We start from the raw sequence: 23651 nt of genomic DNA, 5'->3' as shown, positions 1-23651 counted from the left end.
ATCACGTGGTGCAACGTAAGGCATCCGGTGTCGGCAGGAGCAACCCAGGTGAGTGCAGCAAGGCGGTTCCACCCCGCGATCATCGTCACGATGGTCGTTTTCGCGGTGCTGGGCGCCGCGGTGCTGATCGGCGGCATTCGCCTCGTCGGTCTTGGTGGCTCGCCCTATTACGCGGTGGCGGGGGCCTGGACCCTGCTCGTCGCCCTGCTCGTCGCGTTCCGGTCGCGCCTCGCGCTGCCGACCTACGGTGCCCTTCTCGTCGCGACGGCCGCCTGGTCCGTCTGGGAGGTGCGCTGGGACTTCTGGCAGCTCCTGCCACGCCTCGACGTGTGGTTCGTGCTTGGCTTTTGGCTGCTCCTTCCCTGGGTGCGGCGTGGTCTGGGCGACGCGTCCGGCGCGTCGCGCCGGACCGGATCCGCCGTCCTGCTCGTCGGGCTCGCAGTCGTCGCCGCCGTCGGCATCGTTGGGGCGGTGCACCGTGACCACGACCTGGCCGGCGAGTTGCCGATGGCGCGGGTCGCCGGCGAGAGCGCGGATGCCGCGATGCGTCCGGATGCCGACTGGACCGACTACGGCGGCTCACCGTTCGGCCAACGCTACTCGCCGCTGACGCAGATCACGCCGGAGAATGTCTCGCGGCTCGAGGTGGCCTGGAAGATCCAGACCGGCGACACGCCGGGTCCCGACGATCCGACCGAAACCACGTCGGAAAACACGCCCCTGAAGATCGGCGACACCGTCTACCTGTGCACGCCGCACAGCCGGGTGATCGCGGTGGACGCGGCCACGGGCACGACGCGCTGGCGATTCGATCCGCAGATACGCAGCCCGGTCGGCTTCAAGCATTGGGAGCACATGACCTGCCGTGGCGTCTCGTATCACGACGACGCGAAGTACGGGGCCGCGGCACCCCGGACGACCTGCTCGCGTCGGCTCTTCCTGCCGACGGCGGATGCGCGGCTCATCGCGCTCGATGCGGACTCGGGCAAACCCTGCGCGGACTTCGGCAACGCCGGCAGCGTCGACCTGCGCGCGAACATCGGTCCTTTCACGCCCGGCGGCTACTACTCGACGTCGCCACCGGCGGTGACGAAGGACCTCGTGATCATCGGCGGCCACGTCACCGACAACGAATCCACGAACGAGCCGTCCGGCGTGATCCGCGCGTTCGACGTGCACGACGGCCATCTGGTCTGGAACTGGGATCCGGGCAACCCCGAGGCGACGGCGCCGATCGCGCCAGGCGAGACGTACACGCGCAACTCCCCGAACGTGTGGTCGCTCTTCAGCGTGGATGAAGGCCTCGGCATCGTCTACCTGCCGATGGGCAACCAGACGCCCGACCAGTTCGCGGCCGGGCGCACGCCCACCTCCGAAACCTACGGCGCGGGCATCGTGGCGCTCGACGTCGCGACCGGAAAGGTGCGCTGGAACTATCAGTTCACGCATCACGATCTCTGGGACATGGACATTGGCGGGCAGCCGACGCTGATGGACCTGCAGACCGCCGACGGGGTGAAGCCGGCGCTGCTCGCATCGACGAAGCAGGGCAGCGTGTACGTGCTGGATCGCCGCGACGGCACGCCCATCGTCCCCATACGCGAAGTGCCGCGGCCGCAGGGTGCCGTGCCCGGGGATCATACGTCGCCCACGCAGCCGATGTCGGACCTGAACTTCGCGCCGCCCGACCTGCGCGAACGCGACATGTGGGGCACGACGCCGCTGGACCAGCTGTGGTGTCGCGTGCGCTTCCGTTCGCTGCGCTACGAAGGCATGTTCACGCCGCCGTCGGAGCAGGGCTCGCTCGTGTTCCCCGGCAACTTCGGCGTGTTCGACTGGGGTGGTATCTCGGTCGATCCGGCACGCCAGCTGATGCTCATCAATCCGAGCTACATGGCTTTCCAGTCGCGGCTGATCCCGAAGGAAAAACTCGAGATGATGGAAGTCGGCCCCGCGAAGAGCGAAACGGAAGGCGTGAAGCTCGCGAAGGGCATCCCCTATGGCATCGAACTTTCCGCGTTCCTCTCGCCATTGGGCATCCCGTGCCAGGCACCGCCGTGGGGTTATGTCGCGGGCGTGGATCTGCGCACCGGCACCATGGCGTGGCGGCACAAGAACGGCACCATCGTCGACAGCGCACCGTTGCCCATTCCGATGCCCCTCGGTGTCCCGAGCCTCGGCGGCATGGTGACCACCGCGGGTGGCGTGACCTTTCTCACCGGCACGCTGGACTACTACGTGCGCGGCTACGACGTGCGAACCGGACGGAAGCTCTGGCAGGCGCGCTTGCCCGCGGGCGGCCAGGCGACACCGATGACCTACGCGGACGCGTCGGGCCGTCAGTACCTGCTCGTGACCGCGGGCGGCCATGGCTCGCTGGGCACGAAGCAGGGCGACTGGGTCATCGCCTACGCGCTGCCGAAGGGAACCGCGCCGGTCAGTCCTTCGCCGCGTCCGGCAGGAACGCCGTGAGCAGCCCGATCAACGGCAGGAACGCGCAGATGCCGTACACGGCCTCGATACCGATGTGGTCGGCGAGTTCGCCGAGCACGGCGGCGCCGATGCCGCCCATGCCGAACGAGAAACCGTAGAACAGCCCCGAGATCATGCCGACCTTGCCCGGCACCAGCTCCTGCGCAAACACCACGATCGCGGGAAACGCCGACGCCAGGATGAGCCCGATCGCCACGGTGAGCGGGCCCGTCCAGAACAGGCTCGCGTAGGGCAGCAGCAGCGTGAAGGGCAGGGTGCCGAGGATCGAGAACCAGATCACGCGCTTGCGGCCGATGCGATCGCCCAGCGGACCGCCGAGCATCGTGCCTACCGCGACGGCGGCGAGGAACGCGAACAGGTGGTACTGCGCGCTTTCGACCGACACGCCGAAGCGATGGATGAGGAAGAGCGTGAAGTAGCTGGTGAGGCTGGCGAGGTACACGTACTTGGAGAAGATCAGCGCGAGAAGCACCGCGATCCCGCGACGCGCGCGGCGGCTCACGGGTGCGGCGTCGCCATGCTTCGCGCCGCCGCGGGCCAGCCGCGGGAGCCCGTGGTGCCGGTACCACTGACCGACGTTCCAGAGGATCGCGGCGGAAAGAAGCGCCAGCAACGCGAAGAACGCGAGGCTCGACTGGCCCCAGCGGACCACAACCAGCGCCGCGGCGAGCGGGCCGAGTGCCTGGCCGGCGTTGCCACCCACCTGGAACAGCGACTGCGCGAGGCCATGGCGCCGGCCGGCCGCCATGCGCGCGACACGCGACGATTCCGGATGGAACACCGACGAACCCACGCCCAGCAACGCCGCTCCGGCAAGCAGGAGCGGGTACGCATGCGCCTGCGAGAGCACCAGCAGTCCGGCCAGCGAAAACAACGTGCCGACGGGCAGGGCGAGCGGCGTCGGGCGCCGGTCGGCATAGAGGCCCACCATCGGCTGCAGGATCGACGCCGTGATCTGCCAGGTGAGCGTGATCAGACCGATCTGCCCGAAATCGAGCGAGAACTCGGATTTGAGTCCCGGATAGATCGCCGGCAGCAGCGATTGCATCATGTCGTTGAGCAGATGGCAGAAACTGATCGCGAAGATCACGCCGTAGACGGTCGTGTCCGCGCGGGGGCCATCCAGCGCCGCTTCGGCGGGGGCTTGCATGGGCGTTCTCGGATTCGGGGAGTGCTTATGAGAACACGGAAACCGCGCGCCCGGGGCAGCTTCGCAGGGCCCGTGGGAGCGGCCCCGGCCGCGACATCGTTTCGCGAGGCGTCACAGGCCCTGTCGGCTCGACGCGAGGAGCGGTCCTGTCCAGGTCCGTTCCTGCGTCAGGAGGCCTCGCGGCAGCCGGCCCGGATGATGCACTCGACGACCTCCGCAGGCGCCGGGCCGATCGCGACCGCCAGCGCTTCGTCGTCGCCCGGCGGCTCGAGCGTCGCCAGCTGGCTGTCGAGGAGGGCAGGGTCGAAGAAATGCCCGGACCGTGCCCGCAGGCGTTCCGCCAGCAGCTCCCGCGTTCCGTGCAGATAGACGAACGCGACGTCGTCGTGGCCCGAGCGCAGGAAATCGCGATAGCGGCGCTTCAGCGCCGAACAGGCCAGCACGAGCGACGCGCCGCGGTCCCGGTACGCGTCCATCGTCGCCACGATCGCCTCCAGCCACGGCTGGCGGTCCGCATCGTCGAGCGGCACGCCGCGTGCCATCTTCTCGCGGTTCGCGGGCGGATGCAGATCGTCGCCGTCGACGAAATCCTGGCCGAGCCGCGTGGCGAGGGCCTCGCCGATCGTGCTCTTGCCGCTGCCGGAGACACCCATGACGATCGTGATCATGCGCGGCAGCATGCCGCGAGCCAGGCCATGGATTCGTGAACGCCATCACGTACCATCGTCCGGTCATCCCCACCGAAGCCCGGACCATGCGAATCGTCGACCTGCGCAGCGACACCGTCACCCAGCCCACCGACGCCATGCGCGAGGCGATGCTGCGCGCGCCGGTCGGCGACGACGTGTACGGCGAGGATCCCACGGTCAACGCGCTGCAGGAGCGGCTCGCCGGCGAGCTCGGCTTCGCCGCCGCGCTGTTCGTGCCCACGGGCACGCAGAGCAACCTGCTCGCCCTCATGAGCCATTGCGAGCGCGGCGACGAATACATCGTCGGCGCCGACGCGCATACCTATCGCTTCGAAGGCGGTGGCGCCGCGGTGCTGGGTTCCATCCAGCCCCAGCCGATTCCGCAGGACGCCGACGGCACGTTGCCGCTCGACCGTATCGAAGCGGCGATCAAGCCTGACGATCCGCACTTCGCACGCACGCGGCTGATCGCGCTGGAGAACACGTGGCACGGCCGCGCGCTGCCCTTCGGCTACCTGGCGCAGGCGCGCGAGCTCGCCACGCGGCGCGGGCTCGGTTTCCATCTCGACGGGGCGCGCCTCTACAACGCGGCGATCGCGTACGGTCGCCCGGCGCGCGACGTCGTGGAAGGTTTCGACAGCGTGTCGGTGTGCCTCTCGAAGGGCCTCGGCGCACCCGTCGGTTCGGTGCTGCTCGGCAGCCGCGAACTCATCCACCGCGCGCGCCGGTGGCGCAAGGTGACCGGTGGCGGCTGGCGCCAGGCGGGCATGCTCGCCGCGGCGGCGCTGCACGCGCTGGACCATCATGTCGAGCGGCTGGCCGACGATCACGCGCGTGCCGCCCGTCTCGCCGATGGCCTGCGCGCGATCGACGGTCTCGACGTGAAGGGTTGCCATACCAACATGGTGTTCGTCGACGTGCCGGCGGCGAGGCTGAAGGACCTCGCCGCGCATATGGCGGAGCAGGGCATTCGCCTCAGCATCGGCTATCTGCCGTCGATCCGCCTCGTGACGCACCTGGACGTGGACGACGCGGCGATCGAACGCACGATCGCCGCGTTCGCGTCGTTCGCCTACTGACGCGGCGCCATCAGCTTGCGTTGCAGCGAGTAGAGGATCGCGGCGTCCGTGGCGTCGAGCGTGTCGGTCTCCATCGCGCGGTAATGGCGATGGAACGCCGCGATGGCGGTGCGTGGCGTCGAGACGTCGTAGCCCACGAGGCGCAGCGCCGCCAGGCTGTCGAAACCCGGCGGTGCGGGCACGAGCACGGCATCCGGCCAGAGGCCGAAACCATAGCGGGCCAGCGTGGCCCACGGGAACTGCGCGCTCGGATCGGTCTTGCGGCCCGGGGCGATGTCGCCGTGGCCGACGACGGCCTGCCGCGGAATGCCGAGTCGCGAGGTGAGATCCGCGAGCAGGCGGATCAGCGCCTGAATCTGCGCGTCGGTGAAGGGCGATTCGCCGTCGTTGTCGATCTCGATGCCGATCGACGAGGAGTTGAGGTCCGTCATGTCGCCCCAGCGGGACGCGCCGGCGTGCCATGCGCGATCGCCGTCGTCCACGAGCTGGTCGATGCGGCCGTCGGACTCGACGAGGTAATGCGCGCTGACCTGGCCTTCGCTGTTGCGCGTGCTCAGCACCCGCAGCGCCTCGGTCGCGTTGCCGATCGAGGTGTGGTGCAGCACGATGATCTGCGCCTTGCGCGCGTTGTAGTTCGGCGAGGGCGTCCAGTGCGCGATCGGGCTGCGCTGCGGCGCCACGCGCGGCGCGCTGGCGCAGCCGGCCAGCGTCGCCATCGCCAGCACGACCGCCGCCCGGACGGTTCGCCGCGCGACGATGGCGTGGCGCGGCGTCATTCGACGCGGAAATCGCAGCTGGTGATGACCCAGTCGATCTCGTCGCCGACGTCGCCGGTGTCTTCCTTCGACGCGACGACGATCTGCAGGTCGACGCAGTCATGGCCTTCGGAGAGCCATTCGGTTTTCTCGAGGGCCATGCCGCCCTGCTTCAGCGCCGCCCGCAGCGCGGACATGGTGGTGTCGCGCAGCTCGATGCCTTCGTGCATCAGGCGGCCGTGCAGCACCTCGACGTCGCAGAGCTTGTCGTCGAGGAAGCGCAGGCGCAGCCATTCGTGGCCCGCTTCGTCGGTGTATTCGTCCTCGTCGTCCCAGATGTTCTCGCCGGAGGACTTCCAGCCGAGCGCGTCGCGGAGTTTCTTCCGCGGCATGCCGAAGAAGATGTCAATGTTGCCTCGGCGGATGCCGCGGCCGGGAACCAGCTCGCAATGTTCCATGGCGTACCTCGTCAGTGGCGCGGGTGACCCGCCTATCAAGCATGGACGACGACGGACCCGGCCGCACAGCCGGTTCCGTCCGTGCCGTGTCAGGGTTTATGGTCACGCCCAAGGTAGTCCTCGCTCTGCATTTCGATCAGTCGCGATTCCGTGCGACCGAATTCGGCGCGAAGCTTCGCACCATCGTACAGCTCGGTGATCGGCGCGGCGGCGGAGAGGATCAGCTTGACGTGACGGTCGTAGAACTCGTCGACCATGAGGACGAAGCGCTTGGCTTCGTTCTCCGTGTAGATGGTGAACTGCGGGACGTTGGAGACGATGACGGCAGGGTAGCCCTTCGCCAGTTCGATGTAGTCGGCGACCGCGCGTGGCCCCTCGCACAGGGCGCTGAAATCGAACCAGAGGATGCCCTCGGCGCGTTTGCGCACGGCGATGTCGCGACCGTTCACCGCGATGGACCCGCCGTCCGTCACGTCGCCCTGCGCCTGGCCGGCGAAGATCTTCGCCAGCGAACGTTCGGCTTCCTGGCCGGGCGGGACGAGGAACACGGACGCCTGGCTCAGCGCGCGCAGGCGCCAGTCGCGGGGCGAGACCATCTCGTGCACCACGCAATGGCGCTCGATCGCCGCGATGGCGGGCAGGAAGCGGGCGCGTTGCAGGCCGTCCTTGTAGAGGCCCTTTGGCGGGGTGTTCGACGTGGTGACGAGGGTCACGCCGCGTGCGAAGAGGCCGTCGAGCAGGCCCGCGAGGATCATCGCGTCGCCGATGTCCGACACCAGGAACTCGTCGAGGCACAGCACGCGGTGCTTGGCCGCGAGACGCGCGGCGACCTCGTCCAGCGGGTTCTGCCGCTCGCCGAGCTCGCGCAGCGTGGCGTGCACTTCCAGCATGAAGCGGTGGAAGTGTCGGCGCAGGGCGAGACCGGGCGCGAGGCTGGACACGAAGAGGTCCATCAGGAAGGTCTTGCCGCGTCCGACGCTGCCCCAGAGGTAGAGTCCCGGCACGGGCTGCCGCGGCTCGTTGCCGAGCATGCTGCGCAGGCGCCCGAACAGGCCGCCGCCCGAGGGCTCGGGCGCGCAGAGCGCCGCGTGCAGGCGGTCGAACTCGGTGATCACGGGCAGCTGCGCGGGATCCGATTCCCAGCGATGGCCCGCGATGCCGTCCCGGTAGCGTTCGCCGGGCGTCGATTCCGTGCAGTTCATGCCTGGCGCGGCTCCGGCGGCCAGTCCTTCACCGCGTGCTTGATGGCGCCACGCAGGTCCATCAGCCGACGGTGGAAGAAATGGCTGGTGTCTTCCATCTTCACGAGCTGCGGGCGCTGGTCCTCGGGAATGCTCTCGACCCAGTCGTACACCGCTTGCGGCTCCACGATCTCGTCGGCGTCGCCCATCACGACCAGCCAGGGCACGCGGGGCAGGTCGATGGGCCCGAAATCCCAGCCGCGGCCAGCGGCCGGCGGCGCGATGCTGATCAGCGCGCGGGCGTCCAGGCGAACGGCGTTGCGCAGCGTGACGTAGCTGCCGAACGAGAATCCGGCGAGCCAGAGAGCGGCGCCCGGCCGGGCCCTGCGGGCCCAGGCCACGACGGTGGCGAGATCCTCGCTTTCGCCATTGCCGTGGTCGAATTCGCCCTCGGAGCGGCCGACGCTGCGGAAATTGAACACGACGGTGTCCGCGCCGGACTCGCGCAGCGCGCGCTCGATCATCGTCACCACCTTGTTGTGCATGCTGCCGCCCTCGGTGGACAGCGGGTGGCAGATCACGGCCACCACGTCGCGGGACACGTCGGCGTCGGCCGGCTTCGCCTCGCATTCCAGCTTGCCTGCGGGACCCGCGAGCGCGAAGCTCAGGGTTTCGGCCGGGAAATGTTCCGGCGCACTCGGTAGAAGATCGCTCATGGCCGCCATGATAACCGCTGCCCGCCGTCCTCGCGGCCAGGCCACCCCGTGAACGTACTGGCGCACGCCCTGCTGGCGGGTGACGACCCGGCCCTGCGGCTGGGCGGGGTCATGGGCGACTTCGTCCACGGCACCCCCGATCTCGCGCTGCCGGCGCGGGTTCGTGAGGGCATTTACTTGCACCGGGCGATCGACGTATTCACCGACAGTCATCCCGCGGTGCGCGCGGCCCGGGAGCGCATGCAGCCGCCCTTCCGCCGCTACGCGGGCATCCTGCTCGACGTGTGGTTCGATCACCTGCTCGCCAACGACTTCCCGTCGTGGAGCGACACGCCGCTCGACGTGTTCTCGAACGGCCTGCGCGCCGAGCTGCGCGCCGCGGAAGCCATGCTGCCGGATGGACTCAAGCGATTCGTCGCCTACATGGACATGCATGACCTGCCGGCAGGCTATGCGCGACTCGACCGGATCGAAGGCGCCTTCGCCGGCATCTCGCGACGGCTGTCGCGAGCGAACCCCGTGGCGGACGGTGTGCCCGTGCTGCTGGCGGACGCCGAAGCGTTGCGCGGGACGTTCGCCGAATTCTTTCCGGCGTTGCGCCGGTTCGCCACCGGGTGGGCGGCGGAGCGCATCGCGCTTACTTCGCCTGATCGACCATCCACTTGACCGTGTTGCCGACCTGTTCGTCGGTCAGCGACGGGTTGCCGCCCTTGGCGGGCATGTGGTTGCCGTCGGGGCCGGTATAGCCCTCGATCGCGTGCTTGGTGAGGGTGGCGAGGCCCTGGGCGATGCGGCTTCCCCAGGCACTCTTGTCCGCCAGCTTCGGCGCGCCGGCGACGCCGGCGGTGTGGCAGCTGTGGCAGAGGTTGTCGTAGATCGTCTTGCCGTCGGTGCTGCCGCCGTAGGCGACCTGCGAGGCAGCGGCCTTGGCGGCGGCTTCCTGCGCGGCGAGCATGGCCGCGCGGCCCGTGTCGCCGGCATAGACGGCGCCGACGGGGGCGATCCGGGCCTCGGTGCGCTTCGCTACCGCCGGATCCTGTTCCTTGGGAATGTTGCTGTAGATGGTATAGGCGATCACCATCAGGACGACGGCCAGGACGCTGAGGCCGGCGGTCAGCCACGAGAACTGACGCATGAAGTTCTGGTCGGACTTGCTCGGAGAACCGCTCACGCATTGACTCCACTGGATTGGGGTGTGCCGGCCCCCTCCCCGGGATCCGGCTGCCTTCCGGCCGCTTCGCGGCGTCGAACTTCCCGAGTATAGCGGAACCTCCGGACGATTCAGGAGTCCGTCACGGCCGGGGTCGGGATGCGCCGATACATGCCGTCAGTCATGCTGTACCCCTGTCAACCGGCATTGTTCAATGCCGTTCCCCTAAACCTATATTGGCGCCGTCGAATGTTCACCGGAACCGGGTATAACCCCGGGTGGTGCAAGGCGCCGCGGTCGGAACTGGTAACCCGTCCGGTTATTCATCTGGGAGTTTTACATGTCGCGTTTTTGGAAGATCGCGCTGGGCGTCATCGTGGTTCTGGTGATCGCCGGCATATTCGTCGTTCCCCGCCTGGGCAACCATGGCGACGCGAACGCGCAGGGAGGCAAGGCGAATGGCGACGGTCAGGGGGCCGACCAGCCGCCGGTGCCGGTCACGGTCGTTCCGGTCGTCGCTCAGGACGTCCCGGTGTACCTCACGGCGACCGGTACCGCCCAGGCGCGTAACTCGGTCGTGGTGCGTCCCCAGGTGGGCGGCCAGCTCATGAAGCTGAACTTCCAGGAAGGCCAGGAAGTGAAGGCGGGCGACGTCATCGCCGAGATCGATCCGCGCACCATCCAGTCCCAGTACGACCAGGCCCAGGCCAAGCTGCGCCAGGACCAGGCCCTCGCGGCCACCGCCAAGAACAACCTCGAGCGTTCGCAGAACCTCGTCAGCAAGGGCGGCCAGCAGTACGTCTCCAAGCAGGATCTGGACAACCTCAAGAACACGCTCGACCAGGCCAACGCCACGGTCGTCGCCGACCAGGCGTCGATCCGTGCCTCGCAGGTGCAGCTGGGCTTCACCAAGGTCGTCGCGCCGATCGACGGTCTCGCCGGCATCCGCGCCGTCGACGTGGGCAACATCGTGTCCACCACCGACTCGATCGTCACGCTGACCGAGGTCCACCCGATCTACGTCTCGTTCAACCTGCCCGAGAAGAACCTCGACCTCGTCCGCACGTCGATCCGCGAGGACGTCGGCACGCCGCTGACCGTCGACGCGCTGGACCGCATCGATTCGCACGTGGTCTCGACGGGCAAGCTCGAGGTGATCGACAACACCATCGACACCACGACCGGCACGTTCCGCCTGCGCGCGATCTTCGACAACGCGAACACCGAGTTGTGGCCGGGTCAGTTCGTCAACGCCCGCCTGCAGGTGCGCACCGTCAAGGGCGGCCTCGTGGTGCCGGCGCAGGCGGTGCAGCGCGGGCCGGACGGCGATTACGTCTACCTCGTGCAGGGCGACAACACGGTCAAGATGACGCCGGTGGAAACCGCCAGCGAGGTGGGCGACAGCCACGTGATGATCGGCAAGGGCCTGAAGCTCGGCGAGAAGGTGGTCACGGAAGGCCAGTTCCGCCTGAAGCCGGGCTCGAAGGTGCAGCCGCTGGCGCCGGGCCAGGTGCCCGCCGCGCCGACGGCCGAAGAACTGCAGAAGGCCAAGAAGGGCCAGGGTCGCCAGGGCGGACGCCGGGGCTGACAGCGCGCGGCGTGCCCGGTGACGGGCGCGCCGCCCACGGACCGCGAGGTCCAGACACCAGGATCAGACTGTGGGTTTCTCGACACTCTTCATTCGCCGGCCGATCGCCACCTCGCTCCTGATGGTGGCGGTGCTCCTGCTCGGCATCCTCGGCTACCGGCAGTTGCCCGTCTCGGCATTGCCGGAGATCGACGCGCCGAGCCTGGTCGTCACCACGCAATACCCGGGGGCCAGCGCCAGCACGATGGCGGCGCTGATCACCACGCCGCTGGAGCGCAACTTCGGCCAGATCTCGGGCCTCGCCTCGATGAGCTCCGACTCGTCGGCGGGCCTGTCGACGATCATCCTGCAGTTCAACATGGACCGCGACATCGACATCGCGGCCCAGGACGTGCAGGCGGCGATCAACCAGGCGCGCGGCACGCTGCCCAACAACCTGCCGTACCCGCCGGTGTACAACCGCGTGAATCCGGCCGACGCGCCGATCATGACGCTGATGCTCACGTCGGACACCCGTTCGCTGCGTGACGTCAACAACTTCGCGGATTCGATCCTCTCGCAGAAGCTCTCGCAGGTGCAGGGCGTGGGCCTCGTGTCCATCGCCGGCAACGTGCGTCCCGCGGTGCGCATCCAGGTGAATCCGGCTCAGCTCGCGAACCTCGGCCTGACGATGGAGGACGTGCGCAGCGCGCTCACGCAGGCCAACGTGAACGCGCCGAAGGGCACGCTCAACGGCAAGACCCAGTCCTACAGCATCGGCACGAACGACCAGCTCGCCGACGCCGCCGAGTACAAGGGCACGATCATCAGCTACAAGAACGGCGCGCCCGTGCGCCTGTCCGACGTGGCGAACGTGATCGACGGCGTCGAGAACGACCAGCTCGCCGCGTGGGCGAACGGCAAACCCGCCGTGCTGCTCGACATCCGCCGACAGCCCGGCGCGAACATCGTGCAGACGGTGCAGCAGATCCGGCAGACGATCCCGGACCTGCAGAAGGTGCTGCCGGCCGACGTGAAGCTCGAGGTCTTCTCCGATCGCACGATCACGATCCGCGCGTCGGTCGAGGACGTCCAGTTCACCCTCATCCTGACGATCTGCCTCGTCGTCGCGGTGATCTTCGTCTTCCTGCGCCGCCTCTGGGCGACGGTGATCCCGTCGGTGGCGGTGCCGCTGTCGCTGATGGGTACCTTCGGCGTGATGGCCTTCGCGGGCATGTCGCTCGACAACCTCTCGCTGATGGCGCTGGCGGTCGCGACGGGTTTCGTCGTCGACGACGCGATCGTGATGATCGAGAACATCGTCCGCTACATCGAGCAGGGCCAGGACGCCAAGACGGCGGCCGAGGTCGGCGCGAAGGAGATCGGCTTCACGGTCCTGTCGCTGACCGTGTCGCTGATCGCCGTGTTCCTGCCGCTGCTGCTGATGCCTGGCGTCACCGGCCGTCTCTTCCACGAGTTCGCATGGGTGCTGACGATCGCCGTGGCGATCTCGATGCTGGTCTCGCTGACGCTCACCCCGATGATGTGCGCGTACCTGCTGAAGGCCGATGAGCTCCCGGACGCCGAAGACGCCCACGAGCACGCCGCCGCGGCGGGCAAGCACACCACCTGGTCGCGCATCGTCGAGGGCTACGGCCGCAGCCTCGACTGGGTGCTCGACCATCGTCCGCTGACCATGGTCGTGGCCGCCCTCACGGTCGCGTTGACCGTGGTGCTGTACATCGTGATCCCGAAGGGCCTGCTGCCCGAGCAGGACACGGGCCTCATCACCGCCGTCGTGCAGGCCGACCAGAACGTCGCGTTCCCGCAGATGGAGCTGCGCACGAAGGCCGTCGCGGATGCGCTCGCGAAGGATCCCGCCGTGTCCGGCGTGGCCGCGTTCATCGGTGCCGGCTCGGTGAACCCCACGCTCAACCAGGGCCAGATCTCGCTGGTGCTGAAGGATCGCGGCGACCGCGACGGTCTCGACGACGTTCTGCCGCGACTGCAGAAGGCGGTCTCGGGCATCGCCGGCGTCGCGCTGTACCTGAAGCCGGTGCAGGACGTGACGCTCGACAGCCAGGTGTCCGCGACCGAGTACCAGTACTCGCTGTCCGACGTGAACTCGGCGGAGCTGGCCGGGTTCGCGCAGCAGATGACGACGGCGCTGCGCAAGCGTCCCGAACTCGCCGACGTGGACAGCAACCTCGCCGACAAGGGCAACGCGCTCAAGCTCACCATCGATCGCGACAGCGCGAGCCGTCTCGGCGTGCCCGTGCAGACGATCGACGACACCCTCTACGACGCCTACGGCCAGCGGCAGATCTCGACGATCTTCACGCAGCTCAACCAGTACCGCGTCGTGCTGGAGGTGTCGCCGGAATACCGCACCAGCACCGACCTGCTCAACAAGCTCACCGTGCGCGGCAACGGCAACGGCGCCCTGACCGGTTCGAACGCCACCAGCTTCGGCCAGCTCGCATCGAGCAACTCGGCGACGCCGGCGGGCATCGGCAACACCGGCAACGTCGGCTTCCAGGTGGGCGCGGGCGGCACGATCCCGCTGGCGGCGCTCGCCAGCGCGGAAGTCACGAGCGCGCCGCTGGTCGTCAGCCATCTGCAGCAGCTGCCCGCGGTCACCATCTCGTTCAACCTGGCGCCGGGGTACTCGCTCTCGTCGGCGGTGGACGCCATCCACGACGTGGAGAAGGAACTCGCCTTCCCGCCGCAGGTGCGCGGCCAGTTCATCGGCAAGGCGGCGGAGTTCTCGTCGTCGGTCGGCGACGAGGTGCTCCTGCTGCTCGCGTCCATCATCGTGATCTACATCGTGCTGGGCGTGCTCTACGAGAGCTACATCCACCCGCTGACGATCATCTCCACGCTGCCGCCCGCCGGCGTCGGTGCGCTGCTGGCCCTGCTGATGTGCGGCATGAGCCTGTCGGTGGACGGCATCGTCGGTATCGTGCTGCTGATCGGCATCGTGAAGAAGAACGCGATCATGATGATCGACTTCGCCATCGAGGCGAAGCGCACGGGCCTCAACGCGACCGACGCGATCCGCCGCGCCTGCCTGCTGCGCTTCCGCCCGATCATGATGACGACGGCGGCCGCGTTGCTCGGCGCGCTGCCGCTGGCGCTGGGCAACGGCATCGGTTCCGAGCTGCGCAAGCCGCTGGGTGTCTCGATCGTCGGTGGCCTGCTGCTCTCCCAGCTGGTCACCCTCTACACCACGCCGGTGATCTATCTGTACATGGAACGGTTCTCCGACTGGCTGGCCGAGCGCAAGCGACGACGCGCGCTGGCCCACGGCGGCGAACCCCACGTCGCGAGCTGATGGGTCCCCGCCGCACAACCGCATCTCCACCCTCATTCGCCGGGCGGCCCACCGCCCGGCGAAACCTTTTTCCGGCTGGCGCGTTAGGGATGGGATGCCCGCGCGCCGCCGCGCTCACCTAAGTCCCCGCATTCGATGAATATCTCCGGTCCGTTCATCCGCCGCCCCATCGGTACGTCGCTGCTGGCGATCGGCATTTTCGTGATCGGCATCATCTGCTACTCGCTGCTCGGCGTCGCCGCGCTGCCGAACATCCAGTTCCCGGCGATCTTCGTGCAGGCCCAGCAGTCGGGCGCGGACGCCAGCACGATGGCCTCCACGGTCGCCGCGCCGCTGGAGCGCCACCTGGGCCAGGTGCCCGGTGTCGAGTCGATGCGTTCGAACAGTTCGGAGGGCAGCACGTTCGTGCTGCTGTTCTTCCAGAATGGCGTGAACATCGACGCCGCGGCGCGCGACGTGCAGTCGGCGATCAACGCCGCGCAGCCCGACCTGCCCAGCGGCCTGCTCAGCGCGCCCTCGTACACGAAGGCCAACCCGAACGACGACCCGATCATCGTGCTGGCCCTCACGTCGGACTCGGTGGCGCCCACCACCCTCTACAACATCGCGGATTCCATCCTCGCGCAGCGGCTGCGTCAGCAGGAAGGCATCTCCACCGTGGAGATCGCCGGCAGCGCCACGCCGGCGATCCGCGTCGACGTGAACCTCCGCGCCCTCAATTCGATGGGCCTGTCGCCGGACCAGCTGCGCAACGCGCTGACGGCCGCCAACGTGACCTCGCCGCAGGGCTTCCTCACCGACGGCCAGACGACGATGGCCGTCACCGCCACCGACTCGCTGCACAAGGCGTCCGAGTTCGCGGATCTCATCATCGGCGTGAAGGACGGCGTGCCCATTCGCCTCTCCGACATCGCCAAGGTGTACGACGGCCAGCAGGACGCCTACCAGGCGGCCTGGTTCAACGGCCGGCCCGGCATCCTGATGTACGTCTACAAGAAGGCCGACGCGAACGTCATCGAGACGGTCGACCGGGTCAAGACGCTCATGCCCGTGATGCAGACCTGGCTGCCCGCCGGCGTACAGCTGCATTCGTTCTTCGACGGCACGCCCACCATTCGCGCCTCGCTGCACGAGGTGCAGGCCACGCTCCTGATCAGCCTCGCCATGGTGATCATGACGATGGCGTTGTTCCTGCGCCGCCTGGCGCCGACGTTGATCGCGGGTCTCGCGGTGCCGATGTCGCTCGCCGGCGCGTTCATGGTGATGTACGCGTTCGGGTACACGCTGAACAACCTCACGCTGCTCGCGCTGGTCATCGCCATCGGCTTCGTCGTCGACGACGCGATCGTGGTGATCGAGAACGTGATCCGGCACATGGACGAGGGTATTCCCCGCTTCGAGGCCGCGCTCCTGGGCGCGCGGGAGATCGGCTTCACCATCGTCTCGATCACCGGCTCGCTGATCGCCGTGTTCGTGCCGCTGCTGCTGGCGCCGGGCATCATCGGCATGTTCTTCAAGGAATTCACGGTGACGCTGGTCGCGGCTATCGTCGTGTCGGCCCTCGTGTCGCTCACGCTGACGCCGTCGCTCTGCGCGCACTTCCTCACCGCGCACAAGGACGACAAGCCCGAGTCGCGCCTCGGTCGCGCGCTGGAGCGCGGTCACGAGCGCCTGCTCGGCCTGTACCGCGTCGCGCTCGACTGGACCCTGCGGCACGCGTTGCTCATGGCGCTCACGCCGCTGGTGCTCGTCGCGATCACGTTCGTGCTGTTCGGCATGGTCAAGGGCGGCTTCTTCCCGCCGCAGGACACCGGCCTGATCGGCGCGCGCGCGACGTCCAGCTCCACGGTGTCGTTCGGGGAGATGAAGACGCGCCAGGCGCGCCTCACCGAGATGCTGCTGGCCGATCCCGCGGTGGAAGCCGTCGGCTCGCGCCTCGGCACCAGCCGCACCGGCTCCAGCGGCTTCTTCAACATCGAACTGAAGACGCGCGCCGAGGGACGCAAGGAAACGACGTTCGAAGTGCTGGACCGGCTGTCGGCCAAAGCCAACAAGTATCCCGACCTCAACCTCCGCCTGCGTCCGATCCAGGATCTTCCCACCGGCGGTGGCGGCGGCAACACGCAGGGCGGACAGTACTCGGTGTCGCTCAAGGGCGACGACCTCGCCGAGCTACAGGCGTGGGTGCCGAAGCTGGTCGACGCGCTGAAGAAGAACCCCATGCTGCGCGACGTCGGCAGCGACATCGACGCGCAGGGCCTGCGCCAGAACATCGTCATCGATCGCGATACCGCGGCCCGTCTCGGCGTCGCCGTCGGCGACATCGACGGCGCGCTCTACAACGCCTTCGGTCAGCGCGCCGTGTCCACGATCTACTCGGACATCAATCAGTACCGGGTGATCGTCAACGCGCTGCCGCAGATGGCGGCGACGCCCGAATCGCTCAACCAGCTCTACATCCGTTCGCGCTCCGGCGCGATGGTGCCGATGACCGCGGTGACCCGCCAGGTGCCCGGGCTGGCGCCGAGCCAGATCGTGCACGAGGACCAGTACACGAGCATGGGCATCAGCTTCAACCTCGCGCCGAACGTCAGCATGGGCGAGGCGATGGAGATCATCCAGAAAACGATCAGCGGCATGCGCTTGCCAGGCGACATCCGCCTCGACGCCGGCAGCGACTTCGGGCGCTTCCAGCAATCGCAGAGCGACATGCCCCTGCTGATCCTCGCCGCGATCGTCACGGTCTACCTCCTGATGGGCATGCTCTACGAGAGCCTGATCCATCCTGTGACGATCCTCTCGACGCTCCCGGCCGCCGGCGTGGGCGCGCTCGCGGCGCTGGTGATCACGAACACGGAGCTTTCCGTCATCGCGATGATCGCGCTGGTGCTGCTGATCGGCATCGTAAAGAAGAACGCCATCATGATGATCGACTTCGCCCTCGTGGCGCAGCGCGAGCATGGCCTCGATTACCGCGGGGCCATCCGCGAGGCGTGCCTCGTCCGCTTCCGGCCGATCATGATGACCACCATGGTGGCCATCCTCGCCGCCGCCCCGCTGGCCATCGGCCTGGGCGAGGGCTCGGAACTGCGCCGTCCGCTGGGTATCGCCATGATCGGCGGCCTCGTGATCTCGCAGAGCCTGACGCTGCTCTCCACGCCGGCCCTGTACGTGATCTTCGCCTGCCTCTCCGAGCGCTGGAAGGCCCGCAAGGCGCGCCGCAAGGAGCGCCGCGCGCTGCGCGCTTCGCGTGCCTGAATCGCCGATACGATCGGCTCCCACCCTCCGGTAGCGGGCGCTGGCCTCACCTTCGCTACCAACGGGTGGGAGCCGATCGCATCGGCGAAAGGCCGTGCGCCGGTCCCGGTTCGTGCCAGACCGGAAAAAGGTCTGTGCCGGCTGCTCGCTTCCCCCTCTGCCGCGTTCCGCGCCACAATGGGCGGGTTTCCGCTCGCCGGTGCGCCCCACGAGGCCTGCGCCGGCCGGCTCCATGACCTGGCCCACTCAAGCATAAGGCTCGATCGATCATGTCCAGCTCCCCCAAGATCATCTACACGCTCACCGACGAAGCGCCGTTCCTCGCGACCGCCTCCTTCCTGCCGATCGTCGAAGCGTTCGCGGGTACCGCGGGCGTGGCCGTGGAGACGCGCGACATTTCGCTCGCCGGCCGCATCCTCGCGCAGTTCCCCGATCGCCTGACCGACGCCCAGAAGATCGGCGACCACCTGGCGGAACTCGGCGAGCTCGCCACCACGCCGGAAGCCAACATCATCAAGCTGCCGAACATCAGCGCCTCCGTGCCGCAGATGAAGGCCGCGATCGCCGAACTGCAGTCGCAGGGCTACGATCTTCCGGATTACGTCGACGCCCCGGCGACCGACGCCGAAAAGGAAACCAACGCCCGCTACGGCAAGGCGATGGGCAGCGCCGTGAACCCGGTGCTGCGCGAAGGCAACTCCGACCGCCGCGCTCCGCTCTCGGTGAAGAACTACGCCCGCAAGCATCCGCACCGCATGGGCAAGTGGTCGTCCGATTCGAAGTCGCACGTCGCGCACATGGACGGCGGCGATCTCTATGGCAGCGAGAAGTCCGCCACGATCGAGAAGGCCGGCAGCCTGCGCATCGAGTTCACCGGCAAGGACGGCGCCACGAAGGTGCTGAAGGAAAAGGTCGCCGTGAAGGCAGGCGAGATCGTCGACGCGGCGGTGATGAGCCGCAAGGCGCTGGCGACGTTCATCGATGCGCAGATCGCCGACGCGAAGGCGAAGGGCGTGCTGTTCTCGCTGCACCTGAAGGCCACGATGATGAAGGTCTCCGACCCCATCATGTTCGGCATCGTGGTGCGCGAGTTCTACAAGGACGTGCTCGCGAAGCACGCCGATGCGCTCGCGAAGGTCGGTTTCGACGCCAACAACGGCATCGGCGATCTGTACGCGCGCCTGGGCAAGCTGGACGCGGACACGCGTGCCGCCATCGAAGCCGACCTCACCGCGGAATACGCGCAGCGCCCGGCGCTGGCGATGGTCAATTCGGACAAGGGCATCACGAACCTGCACGTGCCGAGCGACGTCATCGTCGACGCCTCGATGCCGGCGATGATTCGCGACTCGGGCGGCATGTGGAACGCTGAAGGCAAGCTGCAGGATGCCAAGGCGGTGATTCCGGATCGCTCGTACGCCGGCGTGTACCAGGCCGTGATCGAGGACTGCATCGCGCACGGCGCGTTCGATCCCGCGACCATGGGCAGCGTGCCGAACGTCGGCCTGATGGCGCAGAAGGCCGAGGAATACGGCTCGCACGACAAGACCTTCCAGATCCCGGCCGACGGCGCCGTGCGCGTGCTCGCCGACGACGGTTCCGTGGTGTTCGAGCACGCGGTGGAGCAGGGCGACATCTGGCGCATGTGCCAGACCAAGGACGCGCCGATCCAGGACTGGGTGAAGCTCGCGGTGCAGCGTGCGCGCCTGTCGTCGACGCCGGCCGTGTTCTGGCTCGACGCGAAGCGCGCGCACGACGCGCAGGTGATCGCGAAGGTCGAGCGCTACCTGAAGGACCACGACACCAGCGGCCTCGACATCCGCGTGCTGGCGCCGGTCGACGCGACGAAGTTCTCCCTCGATCGCATCCGCAAGGGTGAGGACACGATCTCGGTCACCGGCAACGTGCTGCGCGATTATCTCACCGACCTGTTCCCGATCATGGAACTCGGCACCTCGGCGAAGATGCTTTCCATCGTGCCGCTGATGGCCGGTGGCGGTCTGTTCGAAACCGGTGCCGGCGGTTCCGCGCCGAAGCACGTGCAGCAGTTCGTCGAAGAGGGGTACCTGCGCTGGGATTCGCTGGGTGAGTTCCTCGCGCTCGCCGCGTCGCTTGAGCACCTCGCCGAGCGCTACGACAACGCCCACGCGCGTGTGCTCGCGAAGACGCTCGACCAGGCGAACGGCCGCTTCCTCGACAGCAACAAGTCGCCCGCGCGCAAGGTCGGCGAGATCGACAACCGCGGCAGCCACTACTACCTGGCGCTGTACTGGGCCGAAGCGCTCGCCGCGCAGGACGACGACGCCGAGCTGAAGGCGAAGTTCGCGGGCGTGGCCAGGGCGCTCGCGGAGAACGAAGCGACGATCAACGCGGAACTCATCGCCGCGCAGGGCAAGCCGGTCGAGATCAAGGGCTACTACCACCCGGACATGGCGCTGGTCAGCGCGGCCATGCGTCCGAGCCCGACGCTCAACGCCGCGCTCGATACCCTGAACGCCGCCCGCTAAGTATCGGCCTGTGGGAAGCGCGCTCGCGCGCGAAGGGTGCTCGCCGCGAGCGCCCGGTCGTGCACCGGCGCGCTTCCCACGAACCGGCGGGGATCACTCGTCCCCGGCCGCCTTCAGCTTCGCCAGCTCCGCCTCGCCGAGCGACAGCGATGCCGCCTTCGCCAGTTCGTCCAGCTGCGCCACCGTCGTCGCGCTGGCGATGGCCGCCGCGATCGCCGGCTGCGCCATCACCCAGGCGAGGGCGACCTGGGCGGGCGTCGCGCCGTGGGCTTCGGATACCTCGTCGAGGGCCCGCAGCACGCGATAGCCGCGCTCGTTGAGATACGCCTTCACCTTCGCCGCGCGCGCGGAGCTCTTTTCCAGATCGGCCTCGCCGCGGTACTTGCCGCTCAGGAAGCCGCTGGCGAGCGAGTAGTAGCTGATCACGCCGACGTCCTCGTCGACGCAGAGCTTCTGCAGGCCGTCCTCGAAGCCCTTGCGGTCCATGAGGTTGTATTCGGGCTGGTTGGTCTCGTAACGCGCGAGGTCCTTCTCACGGCTCGTCTTCAGCGCATCGCTCAGGCGTTCCGCCGAATAGTTGGACGAGCCGACGACGCGCACCTTGCCCGCCTTCACCAGATCGTCGAACGCGCGGAGCGTTTCTTCGAGCGGTACCTTCGGGTCGTCCTCGTGCGACTGGTAGAGATCGATGTAGTCGGTCTTCAGGCGGCGCAGCGAATCGTCCACGGCCTCATGGATGTTCACCGGCGACAGACCTGGATACCTGGCCCACTTGCCCACCTTGGTCGCGATCACGACCTTGTCGCGCTTGCCGCTGCGCGCCAGCCAGTTGCCGATGATGGTTTCCGATTCACCGCCTTCGTTGCCGGGCACCCAGGCTTCGTAGACGTCGGCGGTGTCGATGAGGTTGAACCCGTGGTCGACGAACGCGTCGAGCAGATCGACCGAGCGGGCCTCGTCGACGCTCCAGCCGAACACGTTGCCACCGAACGCGAGGGGGGCCACCTTCAGCGGCGAACGGCCAAGTGGTCGAAGGGTCATGCGTCATCTCCGATGGGGTGGAAAACATCCATCATGACGCAAACGAAGTTCAGGCCGCGTGTCCGTCAGCAGGTGGCGCAGGCCGTTCGCGAAGGCACCACGGCTGCCGGTTCCTGGACGGGGCGGGGCGCCGCCTGCGGCGAGCGTTCGCGCGGGCGCGGGGCCTCGTCGCGGCCAAGGCGAAGAACCAGTTCACGATCGACGATGTGGCCGTGCATGAACGCAAGACCGGTGAAAATCGATGCCATGGCAACCTCCCTCGGGTGACGTGTCGCAAGGGCCTGCGATTCAACGTGGGCTAAAGGGTGCACTTTCCGCAGGCGCGCAGAAAGCGATATGTTTGCAATCCGGCCTTGAGGATTATTCACATGTCCCGCCTGCCACTCGGTCTGCTTCAGGGGTTCGTCCTGGTCGCCCGCACGGGGAAGCTGTCGCGCGCGGCGGAGCAGCTCAACCTCACCGTCAGCGCCCTCAGCCACCAGATCCGCAACCTGGAGGAGCGACTTGGCCGCACGCTCTTCGACCGCGGGCCACGCGGGGTCACGCTGACCGCGGACGGCGCGCATCTACTGGAGGCCATCGGGCATCACTTCGAAGGCATCGAGCACGCGCTGGGGCGTTTCGAAGGACGGCACCACGACGCGGTCACGCTGAGCGTGCTCCCTTCCGTCGCATCGAGCTGGCTGGTCCCTCGCCTGCCGCGCCTGGTCGGCAAGCATCCCGAACTCGAACTCAGCCTGCACTCGTCGGTGTCGGTGGTCGATTTCGACCGCGAGCCGAATGTCGACGTGGCGTTCCGTTACGGCCTCGGCTCGTGGCCGCGCACGAAGGCCGAGCGTCTGTTCGACGAATACATCGTCCCGATCGCGAGCCCGTCGCTCGTTCGCCGCATGGGCGGCCTGCCCACGACGTCGCTCGACGGGTGGCCGTTGCTCGGCGATCCCTCCGGCCGCTGGAACGACTGGGCCGAAGCGTTCGGCATGCCGTTGCCGTCGCGCTACGTCGCGCGCTTCGACAACACCGAACATCTGCAACGCGCGGTGCTCGAAGGACTCGGCGTCGCCCTCGGCCGACTGGTCATGGCGCGCTCGCTGATCGAATGCGGCGCGCTGACCGTGTTGTGCAAGGAGCGCCTCCGCGTCGCGGAAGCGTATTACCTCGTCTACCCGAAACGCTCCGAGGCGCACGCCGGCGTGACACGGGTGCGCGACTGGCTGCTGGAGGAAGCGCGCGAGTACGAAGCCGGGCTGGTGGACACCGTGCCGGTACCCGTCGAGGTCGACTGACGCGCAGCCCAAAGTCGCCGCCGCTGTCACGGCGTAGTTTGCTGAACGCTGGAAAATGCAAGGGCGATCATTCTCATACGCGCCTCGCGGCGCTCGTGTAGTCTCCGCATCCATGCCGGTGTGGGGAGCACACGGGCACGCGTAGCGAGGCCCGCCGGGCGCGCGCGCCGGTGATTCATGGAAGGGCGCGGCATCGCGTCCAGGCAAGGAGATCGCATGAGTTTCATTCCCATGCCGCGACGCGCGTACGACCCGGCGCGCGACATCCTCGTCCACCGCGGGAGGGTCGCGCCCGCCACGAGCGACATCGCGTCGACACGCATCGAAGTCCACGTCACCCGGCGCGAACAGCCCCTCGCCGCCTGGGTCTTCGCATGCGACGTGTCGGAGACGAGGGGCTCCATCCGACGCCACGTCCATTGCCTCGACCGCGAGAGCCTGCACGCGAACCTGCTGACGCGAGACATCGTCGCGCCCGACCTCGACGTGTCGGCGTTCCTGCGCTACCTCGCCACCGGCACCGCCGCCGCATATCGCTCGCCCGGTCTCGACCGCGACGCGACCGAATGCGTCGTCGCCGCCACCCGTGACGCCCTCGACCTTTGCGGCTTGCCCGCACCGCACGACGACGAAGCGCCCGGCGGCTACGTGCTGGCACGTGCCGCGAATCCCGGTACGTGGTGGGACTGACGGGGCCGGTCGCTGGATCGATTCATCGGAAGAAGTAAGGAAGTACAGATGGGTTTCGTTCTGAAGGGCGGATTGGCACACGATCCGCAACGCAACATCGAGTTCTCCCGTGGACGCATCGAGCCCATGGGCAACGATCGGACGTCGGTGGAGTTTCAGGTCAACGTGTGGCGCGGGGAGGCATTCGTGACGATGCTTGTCCTCGACGGATCGATAACCTTCGAGGAGCCATTCGGCTATCGCCACAAGGCCATCGTGCCTCCGGTTGAGCTGGAGTTCCTGATGGACATCAAGAAA

At 67.9% G+C, this 23651-nt stretch carries 19 protein-coding genes; 10 read left to right on the top strand and 9 right to left on the bottom strand.

The window, feature by feature from the left end; all coding sequences use genetic code 11:
• The first annotated feature begins 48 nt into the window (after positions 1-48).
• The gene (locus BMW54_RS17175; RefSeq protein WP_254779441.1) at positions 49-2472 is read left to right on the top strand and encodes a glucose/quinate/shikimate family membrane-bound PQQ-dependent dehydrogenase; all 2424 of its coding nucleotides are present in this window, start codon (positions 49-51) and stop codon (positions 2470-2472) included.
• Here the strand turns inward: BMW54_RS17175 and BMW54_RS17170 are convergent.
• Together BMW54_RS17170 and BMW54_RS17165 are read right to left on the bottom strand one after the other, a co-directional pair.
• Positions 2438-3643: an MFS transporter gene (locus BMW54_RS17170; RefSeq protein WP_090058550.1), complete on the bottom strand. Its 1206-nt coding sequence runs from the start codon at positions 3641-3643 to the stop codon at positions 2438-2440. The genes BMW54_RS17175 and BMW54_RS17170 overlap by 35 nt on opposite strands.
• Before the next feature lie 167 nt (positions 3644-3810).
• Positions 3811-4323, bottom strand: coding sequence for a gluconokinase (locus BMW54_RS17165; RefSeq protein WP_254779439.1), 513 nt, complete (start codon positions 4321-4323; stop codon positions 3811-3813).
• A gap of 74 nt (positions 4324-4397) precedes the next feature.
• Between BMW54_RS17165 and ltaE the strand changes: the two genes are divergently transcribed.
• Positions 4398-5411 carry a low-specificity L-threonine aldolase gene (ltaE, locus tag BMW54_RS17160; RefSeq protein ID WP_090059039.1) on the top strand — a complete coding sequence of 338 codons (1014 nt, stop codon included), beginning with the start codon at positions 4398-4400 and terminating at the stop codon, positions 5409-5411.
• Here the strand turns inward: ltaE and BMW54_RS17155 are convergent.
• The 4 genes from BMW54_RS17155 to BMW54_RS17140 all read right to left on the bottom strand — a co-directional run bounded on the left by BMW54_RS17155 (position 5405) and on the right by BMW54_RS17140 (position 8521).
• A complete protein-coding gene (locus BMW54_RS17155) occupies positions 5405-6187 on the bottom strand; it encodes an N-acetylmuramoyl-L-alanine amidase (protein WP_090058547.1) in 783 nt (260 codons plus the stop codon). The genes ltaE and BMW54_RS17155 overlap by 7 nt on opposite strands.
• Positions 6184-6624 carry a hypothetical protein gene (locus BMW54_RS17150; protein ID WP_090058544.1) on the bottom strand — a complete coding sequence of 147 codons (441 nt, stop codon included), beginning with the start codon at positions 6622-6624 and terminating at the stop codon, positions 6184-6186. The genes BMW54_RS17155 and BMW54_RS17150 overlap by 4 nt, the downstream gene beginning before the upstream one ends.
• A gap of 89 nt (positions 6625-6713) precedes the next feature.
• Complete coding sequence (zapE, locus tag BMW54_RS17145) at positions 6714-7826, bottom strand: cell division protein ZapE (protein ID WP_090058541.1); 1113 nt, start codon at positions 7824-7826, stop codon at positions 6714-6716.
• Positions 7823-8521 carry an alpha/beta hydrolase gene (locus tag BMW54_RS17140; protein WP_090059036.1) on the bottom strand — a complete coding sequence of 233 codons (699 nt, stop codon included), beginning with the start codon at positions 8519-8521 and terminating at the stop codon, positions 7823-7825. Before BMW54_RS17140 ends, zapE begins: the two co-directional genes overlap by 4 nt.
• A 48-nt stretch (positions 8522-8569) precedes the next feature.
• Between BMW54_RS17140 and BMW54_RS17135 the strand changes: the two genes are divergently transcribed.
• A complete protein-coding gene (locus BMW54_RS17135) occupies positions 8570-9187 on the top strand; it encodes an acyl carrier protein phosphodiesterase (protein ID WP_090058538.1) in 618 nt (205 codons plus the stop codon).
• Here BMW54_RS17135 and BMW54_RS17130 read toward each other — a convergent pair.
• Positions 9159-9656, bottom strand: coding sequence for a c-type cytochrome (locus BMW54_RS17130; RefSeq protein ID WP_090059034.1), 498 nt, complete (start codon positions 9654-9656; stop codon positions 9159-9161). The two genes, BMW54_RS17135 and BMW54_RS17130, sit on opposite strands and share 29 nt — an antisense overlap.
• 355 nt (positions 9657-10011) lie before the next feature.
• On the opposite strand from BMW54_RS17130, the gene BMW54_RS17125 reads away from it, so the two are divergent.
• The 4 genes from BMW54_RS17125 to BMW54_RS17110 all read left to right on the top strand — a co-directional run bounded on the left by BMW54_RS17125 (position 10012) and on the right by BMW54_RS17110 (position 20337).
• Positions 10012-11259, top strand: coding sequence for an efflux RND transporter periplasmic adaptor subunit (locus tag BMW54_RS17125; protein ID WP_090058536.1), 1248 nt, complete (start codon positions 10012-10014; stop codon positions 11257-11259).
• A 70-nt stretch (positions 11260-11329) separates the two neighbouring features.
• Positions 11330-14572, top strand: a complete 3243-nt coding sequence (locus BMW54_RS17120; RefSeq protein ID WP_090058533.1) for an efflux RND transporter permease subunit — start codon at positions 11330-11332, stop codon at positions 14570-14572.
• A gap of 135 nt (positions 14573-14707) precedes the next feature.
• Positions 14708-17830 carry an efflux RND transporter permease subunit gene (locus BMW54_RS17115; RefSeq protein ID WP_090058530.1) on the top strand — a complete coding sequence of 1041 codons (3123 nt, stop codon included), beginning with the start codon at positions 14708-14710 and terminating at the stop codon, positions 17828-17830.
• A 269-nt stretch (positions 17831-18099) separates the two neighbouring features.
• Complete coding sequence (locus tag BMW54_RS17110) at positions 18100-20337, top strand: NADP-dependent isocitrate dehydrogenase (RefSeq protein WP_090058528.1); 2238 nt, start codon at positions 18100-18102, stop codon at positions 20335-20337.
• 93 nt (positions 20338-20430) lie between these two features.
• On the opposite strand, the gene BMW54_RS17105 is transcribed toward BMW54_RS17110, so the two are convergent.
• Positions 20431-21378 carry an aldo/keto reductase gene (locus BMW54_RS17105; RefSeq protein ID WP_090058525.1) on the bottom strand — a complete coding sequence of 316 codons (948 nt, stop codon included), beginning with the start codon at positions 21376-21378 and terminating at the stop codon, positions 20431-20433.
• A gap of 65 nt (positions 21379-21443) precedes the next feature.
• Complete coding sequence (locus BMW54_RS17100) at positions 21444-21626, bottom strand: hypothetical protein (RefSeq protein WP_090058523.1); 183 nt, start codon at positions 21624-21626, stop codon at positions 21444-21446.
• A gap of 120 nt (positions 21627-21746) precedes the next feature.
• On the opposite strand from BMW54_RS17100, the gene BMW54_RS17095 reads away from it, so the two are divergent.
• From BMW54_RS17095 to BMW54_RS17085, 3 genes are all read left to right on the top strand, one after another.
• Complete coding sequence (locus BMW54_RS17095; RefSeq protein WP_090058520.1) at positions 21747-22664, top strand: LysR substrate-binding domain-containing protein; 918 nt, start codon at positions 21747-21749, stop codon at positions 22662-22664.
• Positions 22665-22880: 216 nt separating this feature from the next.
• Entirely contained in the window at positions 22881-23354 is a 474-nt protein-coding gene (locus BMW54_RS17090; protein ID WP_090058517.1) for a hypothetical protein, read from the top strand.
• A gap of 48 nt (positions 23355-23402) precedes the next feature.
• Positions 23403-23651: hypothetical protein (locus tag BMW54_RS17085; protein ID WP_139206135.1), on the top strand; the 249-nt coding region annotated here is incomplete at its 3' end.

Source organism: Luteibacter sp. 329MFSha (genome assembly GCF_900111665.1).
Classification (GTDB): domain Bacteria; phylum Pseudomonadota; class Gammaproteobacteria; order Xanthomonadales; family Rhodanobacteraceae; genus Luteibacter.
Note: the sequence above shows the minus strand (reverse complement) of the source record. Positions and strands in the feature narration are given on the sequence as shown.

What these genes read in the sequence shown, in the direction of transcription:
- BMW54_RS17170 (WP_090058550.1), bottom strand. Translation starts at nt 3,643, where the DNA reads ATGCAAGCCCCCGCCGAAGCGGCGCTGGATGGCCCCCGCGCGGACACG.
- BMW54_RS17165 (WP_254779439.1), bottom strand. Translation starts at nt 4,323, where the DNA reads ATGCTGCCGCGCATGATCACGATCGTCATGGGTGTCTCCGGCAGCGGC.
- ltaE (WP_090059039.1), top strand. Translation starts at nt 4,398, where the DNA reads ATGCGAATCGTCGACCTGCGCAGCGACACCGTCACCCAGCCCACCGAC.
- BMW54_RS17155 (WP_090058547.1), bottom strand. Translation starts at nt 6,187, where the DNA reads ATGACGCCGCGCCACGCCATCGTCGCGCGGCGAACCGTCCGGGCGGCG.
- BMW54_RS17150 (WP_090058544.1), bottom strand. Translation starts at nt 6,624, where the DNA reads ATGGAACATTGCGAGCTGGTTCCCGGCCGCGGCATCCGCCGAGGCAAC.
- zapE (WP_090058541.1), bottom strand. Translation starts at nt 7,826, where the DNA reads ATGAACTGCACGGAATCGACGCCCGGCGAACGCTACCGGGACGGCATC.
- BMW54_RS17140 (WP_090059036.1), bottom strand. Translation starts at nt 8,521, where the DNA reads ATGAGCGATCTTCTACCGAGTGCGCCGGAACATTTCCCGGCCGAAACC.
- BMW54_RS17130 (WP_090059034.1), bottom strand. Translation starts at nt 9,656, where the DNA reads ATGCGTCAGTTCTCGTGGCTGACCGCCGGCCTCAGCGTCCTGGCCGTC.
- BMW54_RS17125 (WP_090058536.1), top strand. Translation starts at nt 10,012, where the DNA reads ATGTCGCGTTTTTGGAAGATCGCGCTGGGCGTCATCGTGGTTCTGGTG.
- BMW54_RS17115 (WP_090058530.1), top strand. Translation starts at nt 14,708, where the DNA reads ATGAATATCTCCGGTCCGTTCATCCGCCGCCCCATCGGTACGTCGCTG.
- BMW54_RS17110 (WP_090058528.1), top strand. Translation starts at nt 18,100, where the DNA reads ATGTCCAGCTCCCCCAAGATCATCTACACGCTCACCGACGAAGCGCCG.
- BMW54_RS17105 (WP_090058525.1), bottom strand. Translation starts at nt 21,378, where the DNA reads ATGACCCTTCGACCACTTGGCCGTTCGCCGCTGAAGGTGGCCCCCCTC.
- BMW54_RS17100 (WP_090058523.1), bottom strand. Translation starts at nt 21,626, where the DNA reads ATGGCATCGATTTTCACCGGTCTTGCGTTCATGCACGGCCACATCGTC.
- BMW54_RS17095 (WP_090058520.1), top strand. Translation starts at nt 21,747, where the DNA reads ATGTCCCGCCTGCCACTCGGTCTGCTTCAGGGGTTCGTCCTGGTCGCC.
- BMW54_RS17090 (WP_090058517.1), top strand. Translation starts at nt 22,881, where the DNA reads ATGAGTTTCATTCCCATGCCGCGACGCGCGTACGACCCGGCGCGCGAC.